This window comes from Nocardioides cavernaquae (genome assembly GCF_003600895.1).
In the GTDB taxonomy this organism is placed as follows: Bacteria; Actinomycetota; Actinomycetes; order Propionibacteriales; family Nocardioidaceae; genus Nocardioides; species Nocardioides cavernaquae.
This window is the reverse complement of the sequence record NZ_QYRP01000002.1, coordinates 513448-526764: the sequence shown is the minus strand read 5'-3', so window position 1 is coordinate 526764 and position 13317 is coordinate 513448. Positions and strand designations below refer to the sequence as shown.

The following is a 13317-nucleotide window of genomic DNA, read 5'->3' as shown; positions in this document are numbered from 1 at the left end:
GCCCCGGTTGGGATCCCGACCTCAGCCGGCCGGTCGGGTCATCCGGTCGACGTCGAGCGCCTCGTCGAGCTGCTGCTCGGTGAGGGTGCCGTCGTCGACCAGTCCCATCGCGAGGACGGTCTCGCGGATGGTCTGGCCGGTGGCGAGCGACTGCTTCACGATCTTCGCGGCCGTCTCGTAGCCGACGTACTTGTTGAGGGGGGTGACCACCGACGGCGACGACTCGGCGTACCGGCGGAGGCGCTCGCGATCGGCGGTGATGCCGGTGACGCAGCGGTCGGCGAGCAAGCGGCTGGTGCGGCCGAGCAGGCGGATCGACTCGAGCAGGTTGCGCGCGATGACCGGCAGCATGACGTTGAGCTCGAAGTTGCCGGAAGCGCCCGCGACCGTGATCGCGGTGTCGTTGCCGATCACCTGTGCGCAGACCTGGAGGGTGGCCTCCGGGAGCACCGGATTGACCTTGCCGGGCATGATGCTCGACCCGGGCTGGAGGTCGGGGAGGTGGATCTCGGCCAGGCCGGTCGAGGGGCCGGAGCCCATCCAGCGCAGGTCGTTGCAGATCTTGGTGAGACTGACCGCGATCACGCGGAGCTGGCCGGAGAGCTCGACCAGTCCGTCGCGGGCACCCTGCGCCTCGAAGTGGTCGCGGGCCTCGGTGAAGGGCAGCCCGGTGCAGTCCGCGAGCTCCTCGATGACCCGCGCCGAGAAGCCCGGCGGGGTGTTGATGCCCGTGCCGACGGCCGTGCCGCCGAGAGGGAGCTCGGCGACGCGGGGGAGGGTCGCGCGGAGGCGTTCGACGCCATAGGCCACCTGCGCGGCGTACCCGCCGAACTCCTGACCGAGGGTCACCGGCGTCGCATCCATCAGGTGCGTGCGCCCGGACTTCACGACGTCGGCGAACTCGTCTGCCTTCGCCCGCAGGGCACTGGCGAGATGGTTGAGCGCAGGGATCAGCTGGTCCGACGTCGCGCGGGTGGCCGCGACATGGATGCTGGTCGGGAAGACGTCGTTGCTCGACTGGCTGGCATTGACGTGGTCGTTGGGGTGCACCTCGACGCCGCGGATGCCGGCGAGCGTGGCGAGCACCTCGTTCATGTTCATGTTGGAGCTCGTGCCGGAGCCGGTCTGGAAGACGTCCACGGGGAACTGGTCCAGGTGCTGCCCGTCGACGATCTCGGCAGCGCTGTCGCGGATGGCCGTGCTGCGCTCGTCGTCGAGCACCCCGAGGTCGTTGTTGACCCGAGCGGCGGCGGCCTTCACCAGTGCCAGCGCCTTGATGTGGTCGGGGTCGAGCCCGGCGCCGCTGATCGGGAAGTTGTCGATGGCACGCTGGGTCTGCGCGCGCCACATGGCAGCCTTCGGCACCCGTACGTCGCCGAGGGAGTCGTGCTCGATCCGGAACTCGCCGGTGCTTTCCGCCATGCCCCGACGCTACTCCGGGCTCAGTCGAAGATCTCGCTGAGCCAGCTCTCCTTGCGCTTCTTCTCGTAGTACGGCTGCTGGTACTGCGGCTGGCTGTGCTGTTGGTACCGCAGCGCGGTGGATGATCTTGTCGAGCTCGCCGCGATCGAGCCAGAGGTAGCAGGTGGCCCGGGCTGTGGGCCGCTACTCCGCGGAGCGCACCCGGATGCCCTGCCCCAGAATCGAGCTCAGCGGGACGGTGACCGCGCCGGACGGGTCGGTGAAGAAGTCGTTGCCCTTGTCGTCGACGACGATGAAGGCCGGGAAGTCCTCGACCTCGATCTTCCAGACGGCTTCCATGCCGAGCTCTTCGTACTCGAGCACGGAGACGTCCTTGATGCAGTCCTGCGCCAGGCGCGCGGCCGGGCCGCCGATCGAGCCCAGGTAGAAGCCGCCGAACTCGTTGCACGCCTCGGTGACCTGCTTGGAGCGGTTGCCCTTGGCCAGCATGACCATGGAGCCGCCGGCGGCCTGGAAGGACTTCACGTAGGAGTCCATGCGGCCGGCAGTCGTCGGGCCGAAGGAGCCGGACGCCATGCCGGTCGGGGTCTTCGCCGGGCCGGCGTAGTAGACCGGGTGGTCCTTCATGTACTGCGGCATCTCCTCGCCGGCGTCCAGGCGCTCCTGGATCTTGGCGTGTGCGATGTCGCGGGCGACGACGAGCGGTCCCGTGAGGGAGAGCCGCGTCTTCACGGGGTGGCGAGACAGCTCGGCGAGGATGTCGCTCATCGGCTGGGTGAGGTCGATCTTCACGACCTCGCCGCCCTGGATCAGGTGCTGCTCCTCGGTGTCGGGGAGGTACTGCGCCGGGTCGGTCTCGAGCTGCTCGAGGAAGACGCCGTCGGCGGTGATCTTGCCCAGCGCCTGGCGGTCGGCAGAGCAGGAGACAGCGATCGCGACGGGGCACGAGGCGCCGTGGCGGGGGAGCCGGACGACGCGGACGTCGTGGCAGAAGTACTTGCCGCCGAACTGGGCGCCGATGCCGAAGGACTGGGTCAGCTTGAAGACCTCCTCCTCCAGCTCCAGGTCGCGGAAGCCGTGTGCCGACATGGATCCCTCGGTGGGGAGGTTGTCGAGGTAGTGCGCCGAGGCGTACTTGGCGGTCTTCAGCGCGAACTCCGCCGAGGTGCCGCCGATGACCACAGCCAGGTGGTACGGCGGGCAGGCGGCCGTGCCGAGCGACTTGATCTTCTCGTCGAGGAACTCGAGCATCCGCTTGGGGTTCAGGATCGCCTTCGTCTCCTGGAACAGGAACGACTTGTTGGCCGAGCCGCCGCCCTTCGCCATGAAGAGGAACTTGTACTCCGGACCCTTCGGCCCCTGCTGGACCGAGCTGATCTCGATCTGTGCGGGCAGGTTGGTGCCGGTGTTCTTCTCGTCGTACGTCGTCAGCGGCGCGAGCTGCGAGTAGCGCAGGTTGAGCTTCGTGTACGCGTCGTACACGCCCTTGCTGATCCACTCGCCGTCGTCGACGCCGGTCAGCACGCCCTCGGACTTCTTGCCGGAGACGATCGCGGTGCCGGTGTCCTGGCACATCGGCAGCACGCCGCCGGCGGAGATGTTGACGTTCTTGAGCAGGTCGAGCGCCACGAAGCGGTCGTTGCCCGACGCCTCGGGGTCGTCGATGATCTTGCGGAGCTGGGCCAGGTGCGCGGGCCGGAGGTAGTGGCTGATGTCGTGCATCGCCGCCTCGGTCAGCTGCTGGATCGCCTCCGGCGCGACCCTCAGGAAGGTCTGCCCCTCCACCTCAAAGGTCGAGACGCCCTCGGTGGTGATCAGCCGGTACGGCGTCTCGTCCTTGCCGAGGGGAAGGAGGTCGGAATAGCGGAACTCGGGACCCGAAGTCGATGCACCAGTCACGAGCGGCAATCTACCTCCCGGAATCCGGGCGTGGGTTGCGGTGTTCACTCACCGTGCGCGTCTACGAGTCCGTGGTGATCGGGGCCGGTCAGGCCGGCCTCGCTGCGTCGTACCACCTCAAGCGCCTCGGCATCGACCACGTCGTCCTCGACGCGGACGCGCGACCGGGCGGTGCCTGGCAGCACCGCTGGGACTCCCTGACGATGTACGACGTGCACCGCGTCGCCGACCTGCCCGGTGCCCCCGCACCCGCGGTTTCGCAGGAGCGAGCCAACCAGGTGGTGCCGGAGTGGTTCGGCCGCTACGAGTCCGAGCGCGCGCTGCCCGTGATCCGGCCTGTGCCCGTCGACCGCGTCACCAGCGAGGTCACCGACGACGGCGAGCTCCTCGTCGTACACGCCGGGGAGCGAAGCTGGCGCACCCGCACGCTGATCAATGCGACCGGCACCTGGACCCGGCCGTTCCTGCCCTCTTACCCGGGCCGCGAGACCTTCCTCGGCGAGCAGCTGCACACCGCCGGCTACCCGGGGCGGGAGCACTTCCGGGGCAAGCGGGTGCTCGTCGTCGGCGGGGGTGCCTCCGCGGTGCAGTTCCTCGGCGAGCTCGCTCCGATCACCGAGACGCTCTGGGCGACCCGGCGCGAGCCGGTGTGGCGCGAGCATTTCGACGAGTCCGTCGGACGGGACGCCGTGACGATGGTGCAGGAACGCGTGGCAAGGGGGCTTCCGCCAGCAAGTGTCGTGAGCGTGACCGGCCTCAAGCTGCGCGAGCAGGAGCGCGAGGCTGAGGCACTCGGTGTCTACGCCGCGCGGCGGCCGATGTTCAGCCGCATCGAGCCGACCGGTGTCCGCTGGTCCACCGGCGAGTTCGAGCCGGTTGACGTGATCCTCTGGGCCACCGGCTTCCGGCCGGCCGCCGACCACCTCGCACCTCTGCACCTGCGCGGTCCGGAGGGCGGCATCCAACTGCTCTCGGTCGGGCATGACGTGCAGACCGCGGTCACGGCTGCGGTCGACCCGCGGGTGCAGCTGGTCGGCTACGGGCCGTCGGCGAGCACGATCGGCGCCAGCCGGGCCGGGCGTGCTGCCGCACTGGCCGTCTCGCGCCAGCTGCAGGCCATGGACGTGCCCGACGAGGCGACTGCCTAGGCCTCGTCGGTGGGCAGGTCCTTCTTCGCCCGTTCGCGCTCGGCCTCGAGCCGCGCCTGCTCCGCCTTCTGGTGTGCCGCCTTCAGCCGCTGCTCCTCGGCGCGCTCGCGCACCTTGCGCAGGAACTCGGCATCGGCGACCGGATCGGAGATCGCGTCACGGCCCGGCCGGTCGTACTCCGGGAACTCCGTCGCGAGCCGCGAGGGCTGCGCGTAGCGGGGGCGTCCGGCCGCCAGCCAGGCGATCGAACCGACGAACGGGAAGACCAGGATCAGCACGATCCACAGGATCTTCGGCAGGTTGCGGATCTCGTCGTCGCGCGACGTGATCGCGTCGACCACGCAGAAGATGCAGAGGATCAGGGGCACCAGGACGAAGATCAGCCGGATCATGAAATGAGGCTAGACCGAGCGCGCCGCTTTGGCGGCGCGTTCGACCCACTTCGGCACCTCGCCGTAGCGCTGGCTCGGGATCATCCGGCCCGCCGCGTGGTCCTCGAGCAGCTGGGCCATCCGTCGGTCGCGGGTCGCCTGCTGCTTCGCCCCGAGCACCCACCCGATGCAGAGCCGCCGGTACGACGGAGTCGCGATCTCCCAGAAGGCCGTGGCCGCTGCGTCGGCGGCCAGCTGCCCGGCGTACTCAGGAGGGAGGGCGAGCTCGCCGTCCTGCTCGTGCGTGTAGCCCGCTGGCTCGACCTTGCGCTGCTCGTAGACCGCGAGACCGGACGGCTGCATCCGGCCCTCGGTGATCAGCCGCTCGACGGTAGCGATGTTGATCCGGCTCCAGTTGCTGCCCTTGCGCCGGGGCGTCCAGCGCTGGCGGGTGGAGTCCTCGTCGATGCGCTGGGCGACCGAGTCGATCCATCCCCAGCAGAGCGCCTCGACCACGGCGTCCTCCCAGGTCAGCCCGCGGTCCGCGACGTGCTTCTTCCGCAGCCCCATCCAGAGGTCGGGAGCCGAGTCGTGGTTGGCCGCGAGCCAGTCGCTGAACTCGCCGGGTCCGCTGAAGAAGAGGGCCGGCCGCTCGGCCGAGCCACCCGGCGTACCTGGAGAGCTCATGGCCGTCAGCCTGCCACCGACCACCGACAGCTCGCCGAGGTTTTTCGCTCCGCCTGTCACAGATGGCGCCCAGCCGGTGTCTTCATGTCGAAGCAACCGACAACCGCCCCCAGGAGGAGTCATGACCACCCGCATCCCCGCCGCCGAGATCAACGGCCTGTTCGGCGCGATCGTGAAGAAGATGAGCAAGCGGATGTTCGGCAAGGTGCCCGAGTCGCTCGGCGTGATGTGGCACAACCAGCCGGTCCTGAAGACGTCGATGGGCTTCGGCCAGAAGCTGCAGAAGTGGGACAGGTGCGACGAGAGCCTGAAGTCCTACGCCCACATGGCTGTCGCGTCGTACATCGGCTGCACGTGGTGCCTCGACTTCAACTACTTCATGGCGAAGAACGCCGGCCTCGACCTCGAGAAGGCGCAGCAGATCCCGCGCTGGCGCGAGTCCGATGTCTTCACGCCGCTGGAGCGCGACGTCCTGGAGTACGCCGAGGCGATGAGCGCGACGCCGGTGGCCGTCACCGATGAGATCGCCGCCCGCCTGCTCGAGCAGCTCGGTGCCGCCGCCCTGGTCGAGCTGACCAGCGTGATCGGCTTCGCCAACCTGACCACACGCGGCAACGTCGCGATGGGGATCGAGTCGGAGGGGTTCGCCGACTCGTGTGGGCTCAAGCCACTCGCTGAGCGGCCCGCGTTCCTCGAGCCGGTTGTAGCGTCGCGGGCATGAGCCCTCTCGGCCCTGGTGAGGCGGACCCGTTCGTCACCCACCGCAGCCTGCTCTTCACCGTCGCCTACGAGATGCTCGGCTCCGCAGCCGATGCCGAGGACGTGGTGCAGGAGACCTGGCTGCGGTGGGCCGACCTCGATTCCGGTGCACGGTCGGGAGTGATCGACCCCCGGGCCTACCTGGTTCGCATCGTCACCCGGCAGGCGCTCAACCGGCTGCGGACGATGTCTCGCCGCCGTGAGGAGTACGTCGGGGAGTGGCTGCCCGAGCCGCTCCTCACCGCACCCGATGTGGCCGATGACATCGAGCTCGCGGAGAGCGTCTCGATCGCCATGCTGACCGTCCTCGAGACACTCGGCCCGGCCGAACGGGCGGTCTTCGTGCTGCGCGAGGTCTTCGACGTCCCGTACGACGAGATCGCCGAGGCCGTGGGCAAGACGCAGGCGGCCGTGCGGCAGATCAGCAGTCGCGCCCGGGCCCATGTGGACGCACGTCGCCCACGGATGCAGGTGAGCCGAACCGAGCAGCAGCAGGTCGTCGACCGGTTTCTCGCGGCGGTGACCGGAGGTGACCTGCAGGCCTTGATGGATGTGCTCGCGCCCGACGTCGTACTCGTTGCTGACGGCGGCGGCATCGCCCAGGCCGTGCGTGTCCCGGTGTTCGGGGCGAAGAAGGTCGCCAACCTGCTGCGTCCGTTCCCGCGGGTCGCGGTCAGCCCCGTGGTCGGGCTGCTGTGGCTCAACGGCGGGATCGGCGTACGGATCGACGACGAGGTGGCGGGCCCGACCCTGGTCAGCCTGGTCATCGAGGACGGCCGCATCACCCGCATCTATGCCATGCGCAACCCGCACAAGCTCGGCCGCATGGAAGAGGCGACGGCGCTCCAGCGGTGAAGAGGCCCACGGGGGTCCAGCGGTCGTGCGCTATGGTCGGTGACGAACCACCCACACGGGAGCCTGCGGAAGCGGGCTGAGAGGGAGCTGACACCGCTCCGACCGTCGAACCTGATCCGGGTAATGCCGGCGATAGGGACGTGAAGGAGTGCCCCCGTGGCGCCGCATTTGTTGAACCCCCGCCTGATGTGTCTGGTGTCGTCGACCGACAACCTGTCGCTCTTGCCTGCGCTGGCGATGGCAGGTGTGGACACGTTCCAGGTGCGGGACAAGGACCTGGAACGGGCCGGGCTGATCGAGCTCACGGCGCACGTGATGGCACTGGTCCCGGCCGCCCGGGTGATCGTCAACGACCGGATCGACGTCGCCCTGATGATCGGTGCCGACGGTGTCCACCTGGGCGCCTCCGACATGGCGGTCGCCGATGCGCGGCGGCTGGCTGACCGGGCGTCGGGTCGCCGGTTCCTCATGGGGCCGTTCCTGATCGGGGCCACCTGCCGCACTGCTGCCGACGTGGCCGCGGCGGCTGCTGCGGGCGCCGACTATGCCGGCGTCGGGCCGGTCTTCGCCACCACCTCCAAGGCCGGGCTCCCGTCGCCTCTCGGGCTCGACGGGCTCGCGGCCGCGGGAATGCACTCCCCGATCCCGGCCCTCGGCATCGGAGGCATTACCACCGACAACGTCGAGGACGTGATGGCCGCAGGCGCGGACGGCGTTGCGGTCATCGGCGGCATCTGGAACGCCCCCGACCCGGTGGCCGCCGCTCGCGCACTGGCCGCCGCGGTCCGGCCGGAGCAGGTGACTGTCTGATGCGCATCCGCATCCTCGGCGCGGGCATCGTCGGCCTCGCCTGCGCCCATGAGCTCATCGAGCGCGGCCACACCGTTGAGGTCGTCGACCCGAATCCCGGCAGCGGGGCGTCGTACGCCGCGGCGGGCATGCTGTCGCCGGCCGGCGAGCTGTGGCACGGCGAGGCCGACCTCTTCCGGCTCGGCAGTGAGTCGGCTTCGCTCTGGCCCGCGTACGCCGCGGCGCTGGGCGTCCCGACGCAGGAGACCGGCACCGTGCTGGCTGGTGCCGATGCCGGTGACCTCCAGGAGATCGACCGCCAGCTGGCGCTTCTGGCTGAGGCCGGCGTGCGCGCCAACGAGCTGACCCGTCGCGAGCTGCTCACCCTCGAGCCCGGGCTTGGTCGGATCAGCGGGGGAGGGTTCCTCCCTGACGACCACAGCGTCGACCCGCGGGCGGTGGTCGCCGCCCTGCTGGCTCGGGTGCGCACGCGTCCCGAGCCGTCGACCGACCCGGTGGACCTCACGATCCTGGCAACCGGGGCGCAGTTGCCCGAACCGTTCGCCGACCTGGTCCGGCCAGTGCGCGGAGAGGTCCTTCGGCTGCGGGTGACCGAGGTCGATCTGCCGAGACACACGGTGCGCGGGTTCGTGCGCGGTGAGCCGGTCTACGTCGTCCCGCGCGCGAACGGCGAAGTGGTCGTGGGCGCGACGTCGGAGGAGCACGACGTTGCGCCTGTTCCGACCGTCGAGGGCGTGTTCCGCCTCCTCGAGGCTGCGCGTGAGCTGATCCCCGCCCTCGACCGCGCCGAGTTCGTCGAGGCCACGGCGCGCGACCGTCCGGGCACGCCCGACAACCTGCCGCTGATCGGGCTGAGCGGTGTCGACGGTGTCCTGCTCGCCGCCGGGCACTACCGCCACGGCGTACTCCTTGCCCCGATCACCGCCCAGCTCATCGCGGATGCGGTCGAAGGTGTCACGACCGACGCCGCGGTCGACCCCCAGCGTTTCCTTGCCTCACAGCCACAGAGGAGTCCCGCATGACGATCACCCTCAACGGTGCACCACACGCGATCGAGTCCGGCGTGGCCATCGCCGACCTGCTTCCCGCCGAACGCCGCGGCACGGCCGTGGCCCTCAACGGTGCTGTCGTGCCGCGCGCCGAGCACGAGACCACGCAGCTCGCCGACGGCGACGTCGTCGAGATCGTCACGGCGGTGCAAGGTGGTTGATCTCGTGATTGCGGGGGAGAAGCTCACCTCCCGCCTCTTCCTCGGCACCGGCGGGCTCCCGCGACCGGCCCTTCTCGAGCCCGTCCTGACGGCTGCGCGACCCGGACTCGTGACGGTCTCCATGCGGCGTACGCCGGGCACGGCCGCGGGTGGGCTGCTCGACACCCTGCACCGCCACGGCGCGAAGATCCTGCCCAACACGGCCGGCTGCCGGACGGCTCGCGAGGCGGTCCTGACCGCCGAGCTCGCACGCGAGGCACTCGAGACCAACTGGGTGAAGCTTGAGGTGATCGGCGACGAGACCTCGCTGATGCCGGACGCGATCGAGCTGCTCGACGGAGCCGAGCAGCTGGTCCGCCGAGGCTTCGTCGTGCTCCCGTACACGACCGACGACCCCGTCCTGGCCCGACGCCTCGAGGATGTCGGGTGCGCCGCGGTCATGCCGCTCGGTGCGCCCATCGGCTCCGGCCTGGGTGTGCTCAACCCGCACGCGATCGAGGCCGTGCGTGCTGCGGTCTCGGTGCCGGTCGTGCTCGACGCCGGTGTCGGCACGGCCTCCGACGCAGCGCTCGCGCTCGAGCTCGGCTGCGACGCCGTGCTCGCCGCGACCGCGATCACCCGCGCCGACGACCCGGTACTCATGGCGGCTGCGCTCGCGCTCGCCGTCGAGGCCGGGTACGCCGCGCGGCAGGCCGGCCGGATCCCGCGCCGCGCCGCCGCCCGTGCGTCCTCCCCGGTGCGCGGCCTGATCGGAGGCATGTGATGACCGTCCGCTCCATGACCCAGCTGCCGCGCCTGCTGCTGCTCAGCGACCGTTCGCAGCTCCACCTCGGGCGTTCGTTGCGCCGCACGCTGCTCGAGTGCGTCGACGCAGGTGCCACTCACATCGTGCTCCGCGAGCTCGACGAGGAGGGGGCCGCCCGCGAGGCGCTCGCCGCTGCCCTGGCCGCGGCCGGTGCGACCGTGATTGCCGCGCACTCGCTGCTGCCGTCCGCGTCCGGGGTGCACCTCCCCGCGAACCGTCACCTCTGGTCCGCCGAGAGGTCAGGAATGGCGGGCCGAGAGGTCAGGAATGGCGTCCTGACCGGTCGCTCCTGCCACAGCGCGGCCGAGGTCCATGCCGCCGCGGCGGAGGGCGCGTCGTATGCGACGCTGTCGCCGTTCGCGCTCACCGCGAGCAAGCCTGGTTACGGCCCGGCGCTTCCCCGCGAGGAGTACGCCGAGGCCGCGAGCGCGGCGATTCCGGTCTATGCACTCGGGGGCATCACGCCCGACAACGCAGCCAGCGCGATCGCGGCCGGAGGGCACGGGGTCGCGGTGATGGGTGAGGTCATGCGTGCGGACCACCCGGCCGGCGTGGTGCGTGCACTGCTCGCGGTCCTTCCCGGAGAGGTGCCGGGATGAGCGCGCGGATCGCGCGCTCGTCCCCGGCCGAAGGCACATCGCCGACCCCGCCGGTCGTCCTCGCCATCGCGGCCACCGATTCAGGTGGAGGTGCCGGGCTCGCTGCCGACCTGGCGACGCTGTCGGCACTCGGGGTCCACGGCACGCTCGTCGTCACCGCGATCACCGCGCAGGACACCACAGGCGTCCACCTGGTCCACCCGGTGCCAGCGTCGGTCGTGGCCGCCCAGCTCGAAGCGGTGCTCGGCGACCTCCCTCCGTTGGTGGTGAAGACGGGCATGCTCGGCACCGCCGACACGGTCCGCCTCGTCGCGGACCGCTGCACCGGGATCCCGCTCGTCGTCGACCCGGTGCTGCGGGCGACCACGGGGGCCGAGCTGGCCGATCACGAGGTGCTGCACGCCTACCGGCACCACCTGCTGCCGGTTGCGACCGTGATCACTCCGAACGCTTCCGAAGCCCGGGCCTTGCTCGGCCTCGATCCGGGTGATCCGACTCCGGCGCCCGAACTCGCCGCTGCCCTGGCCGCGCTCGGGCCCGCCGTCGTCCTGACCGGGGGCCCTTCAACTGCGCTTGGTGTTGGTACCAATTCGGCCGCCGAATTCGCCGAAATTGGTACCAACACGGAGTCGACGGACCACTGCACCGACTGGCTCGCCACCGGTGGCCGACCGGTCGCCCTGACCCACCCGACAGTCCAGGTCGCCGACGAGCGGCCGGAGAACCGCGGCGCGACCCGCAACGACCACGGCACCGGCTGCACCTTCGCATCAGCCGTTGCCGCCCGACTCGCCCACGGCGCCGACCTGCCCACCGCCGCGCGCGACGCCGCGGCGTACGTCACCACCCAGCTCCAACGCAGCAGCACCTGGGACCTCGGCACCGGCCGTGGCCCGATCGCCCACACCCACGCTCACCCCGCCCCCGCACCCGAGGAGATCTACGCATGACCATCCAGGACATCCGCACCGAGACCACCCCGTTCGAGGGGCCGTTCCACAAGCCGGTCCACCCCGCGCACTTCCGCATCCTCAAGGGCGACCTCCAGGTCCCGTTCACGCGGGTGGAGCTGACCAACGGCGACCACTTCGACCGCTACGCGACCGAGGGCCCGGGCTCTGACCCGGAGGTCGGCCTGCCCCGCCTGCGCGATGCCTGGATCGCAGAGCGCGACGACACCGAGACCTACGAGGGCCGCGAGGTCCAGCTGCTCGACAACGGCAAGGCTGCGCTGCGCGCCGGCACCCACCGTGAGGAGTGGAAGGGCGAGCGCGTCGCGCCGCGTCGGGCGAAGCCGGGCAAGAACCTGAGCCAGATGCACTACGCGAAGCGTGGCGAGATCACCCCTGAGATGGAGTACGTCGCCCTCCGTGAGAACTGCGACGTCGAGCTGGTCCGCAGCGAGGTCGCCTCGGGCCGCGCGATCATCCCGAACAACGTCAACCACCCCGAGTCCGAGCCGATGATCATCGGCCGCCGGTTCCTGGTGAAGGTCAACGCCAACATCGGCAACTCCGCCGTCACGAGCTCCATTCAGGAAGAGGTCGACAAGCTCACCTGGGCGATCACCTGGGGCACCGACACCGTCATGGACCTCTCCACCGGCGACGACATCCACACGACGCGCGAGTGGATCATCCGCAACAGCCCCGTCCCGATCGGCACCGTCCCGATCTACCAGGCGCTGGAGAAGGTCAACGGCGAGGCCGACAAGCTGACCTGGGAGATCTTCAAGGACACCGTGATCGAGCAGTGCGAGCAGGGCGTCGACTACATGACGATCCACGCCGGCGTGCTCCTGCGCTACGTCCCGCTGACTGCCAACCGGGTCACCGGCATCGTCTCCCGCGGTGGCTCGATCATGGCCGGCTGGTGCCTGGCGCACCACCAGGAGAACTTCCTCTACACACACTTCGACGAGCTCTGCGAGATCTTCCAGCAGTACGACGTCGCGTTCTCCCTCGGTGACGGCCTGCGCCCGGGCGCGACTGCCGACGCCAACGACGCCGCCCAGCTGGGCGAGCTGCGCACGCTGGCCGAGCTGACCGAGCGGGCCTGGGAGTACGACGTGCAGGTGATGGTCGAGGGCCCGGGTCACGTGCCGCTCAACCTCGTCGAGGAGAACGTCGTCCTCCAGCAGGACTGGTGCAAGGGCGCGCCGTTCTACACGCTCGGCCCCCTGGTCACCGACATCGCGCCCGGCTACGACCACATCACCTCCGCGATCGGCGCGGCCACCATCGCCATGCACGGCACCGCGATGCTCTGCTATGTCACGCCCAAGGAGCACCTCGGCCTCCCGAACCGTGACGACGTGAAGACCGGCGTCATCACCTACAAGCTCTCCGCGCACGCAGCCGATGTCGCCAAGGGCCACCCGGGCGCGCGTGACTGGGACGACGCCCTGTCGAAGGCGCGCTTCGAGTTCCGCTGGCGCGACCAGTTCTCGCTCTCGCTGGACCCGCACACGGCGGAGGCGTTCCACGACGAGACGCTCCCGGCCGAGAACGCCAAGACCGCGCACTTCTGCTCCATGTGCGGCCCGAAGTTCTGCTCGATGAAGATCAGCCAGGACGTCCGTGACCGGTTCTCCGGCGAGATGAGCCCGGAGGACGCGGCCATCGGAATGAAGCAGAAGTCCGAGGAGTTCGTCGAGCTCGGTCGGTCGGTCTACGTCGAGCCGGGCGCCTGATCACGGCTGGCCCGGAACTGGTCTCAACTGGCGCGCAGCTTGCGGATGCCGCTGCCCGTT

14 protein-coding genes and 1 riboswitch are annotated in these 13317 nt (G+C 70.1%); of the genes, 10 read left to right on the top strand and 4 right to left on the bottom strand.

The features are described 5' to 3' along the window. Nucleotides 1–21 precede the first annotated feature (21 nt). Together D4739_RS02710 and D4739_RS02705 are read right to left on the bottom strand one after the other, a co-directional pair. A complete protein-coding gene (locus D4739_RS02710) occupies nucleotides 22–1422 on the bottom strand; it encodes a class II fumarate hydratase (protein WP_120059139.1) in 1401 nt (466 codons plus the stop codon). Between the two features lie 183 nt (nucleotides 1423–1605). Next, nucleotides 1606–3321 (bottom strand): fumarate hydratase, encoded by a 1716-nt coding sequence (locus D4739_RS02705; protein WP_120059138.1) that lies wholly within the window; start codon nucleotides 3319–3321, stop codon nucleotides 1606–1608. Between the two features lie 53 nt (nucleotides 3322–3374). Between D4739_RS02705 and D4739_RS02700 the strand changes: the two genes are divergently transcribed. Next, the gene (locus tag D4739_RS02700) at nucleotides 3375–4469 is read left to right on the top strand and encodes an NAD(P)-binding domain-containing protein (RefSeq protein ID WP_120059137.1); all 1095 of its coding nucleotides are present in this window, start codon (nucleotides 3375–3377) and stop codon (nucleotides 4467–4469) included. Here the strand turns inward: D4739_RS02700 and D4739_RS02695 are convergent. Both D4739_RS02695 and D4739_RS02690 read right to left on the bottom strand, forming a co-directional pair. Further along, nucleotides 4466–4861 carry a PLD nuclease N-terminal domain-containing protein gene (locus D4739_RS02695; RefSeq protein ID WP_120059136.1) on the bottom strand — a complete coding sequence of 132 codons (396 nt, stop codon included), beginning with the start codon at nucleotides 4859–4861 and terminating at the stop codon, nucleotides 4466–4468. The two genes, D4739_RS02700 and D4739_RS02695, sit on opposite strands and share 4 nt — an antisense overlap. A gap of 9 nt (nucleotides 4862–4870) precedes the next feature. Then, the gene (locus D4739_RS02690) at nucleotides 4871–5527 is read right to left on the bottom strand and encodes a YdeI/OmpD-associated family protein (RefSeq protein WP_120061697.1); all 657 of its coding nucleotides are present in this window, start codon (nucleotides 5525–5527) and stop codon (nucleotides 4871–4873) included. A 121-nt stretch (nucleotides 5528–5648) separates the two neighbouring features. On the opposite strand from D4739_RS02690, the gene D4739_RS02685 reads away from it, so the two are divergent. From D4739_RS02685 to thiC, 9 genes are all read left to right on the top strand, one after another. Next, on the top strand, nucleotides 5649–6248 hold the full coding sequence (locus D4739_RS02685; protein WP_120059135.1) for a carboxymuconolactone decarboxylase family protein: 600 nt from the start codon (nucleotides 5649–5651) through the stop codon (nucleotides 6246–6248). Continuing rightward, on the top strand, nucleotides 6245–7141 hold the full coding sequence (locus tag D4739_RS02680) for an RNA polymerase sigma-70 factor (protein ID WP_120059134.1): 897 nt from the start codon (nucleotides 6245–6247) through the stop codon (nucleotides 7139–7141). Before D4739_RS02685 ends, D4739_RS02680 begins: the two co-directional genes overlap by 4 nt. 45 nt (nucleotides 7142–7186) lie before the next feature. Beyond that, nucleotides 7187–7298: riboswitch (TPP riboswitch) on the top strand. Between the two features lie 38 nt (nucleotides 7299–7336). Continuing rightward, entirely contained in the window at nucleotides 7337–7951 is a 615-nt protein-coding gene (gene thiE, locus D4739_RS02675) for a thiamine phosphate synthase (protein ID WP_182920280.1), read from the top strand. Continuing rightward, nucleotides 7951–8973 carry an FAD-dependent oxidoreductase gene (locus D4739_RS02670; protein WP_220699215.1) on the top strand — a complete coding sequence of 341 codons (1023 nt, stop codon included), beginning with the start codon at nucleotides 7951–7953 and terminating at the stop codon, nucleotides 8971–8973. Before thiE ends, D4739_RS02670 begins: the two co-directional genes overlap by 1 nt. Next, nucleotides 8970–9161, top strand: a complete 192-nt coding sequence (gene thiS, locus D4739_RS02665; RefSeq protein ID WP_120059132.1) for a sulfur carrier protein ThiS — start codon at nucleotides 8970–8972, stop codon at nucleotides 9159–9161. The genes D4739_RS02670 and thiS overlap by 4 nt, the downstream gene beginning before the upstream one ends. Beyond that, on the top strand, nucleotides 9154–9924 hold the full coding sequence (locus D4739_RS02660; protein WP_120059131.1) for a thiazole synthase: 771 nt from the start codon (nucleotides 9154–9156) through the stop codon (nucleotides 9922–9924). The genes thiS and D4739_RS02660 overlap by 8 nt, the downstream gene beginning before the upstream one ends. Then, nucleotides 9924–10565, top strand: coding sequence for a thiamine phosphate synthase (locus D4739_RS02655; protein WP_120059130.1), 642 nt, complete (start codon nucleotides 9924–9926; stop codon nucleotides 10563–10565). The genes D4739_RS02660 and D4739_RS02655 overlap by 1 nt, the downstream gene beginning before the upstream one ends. Then, nucleotides 10562–11515: a bifunctional hydroxymethylpyrimidine kinase/phosphomethylpyrimidine kinase gene (gene thiD / locus D4739_RS02650; RefSeq protein WP_120059129.1), complete on the top strand. Its 954-nt coding sequence runs from the start codon at nucleotides 10562–10564 to the stop codon at nucleotides 11513–11515. Before D4739_RS02655 ends, thiD begins: the two co-directional genes overlap by 4 nt. Then, a complete protein-coding gene (gene thiC / locus D4739_RS02645; RefSeq protein ID WP_120059128.1) occupies nucleotides 11512–13257 on the top strand; it encodes a phosphomethylpyrimidine synthase ThiC in 1746 nt (581 codons plus the stop codon). The genes thiD and thiC overlap by 4 nt, the downstream gene beginning before the upstream one ends. Nucleotides 13258–13317 lie beyond the last annotated feature (60 nt).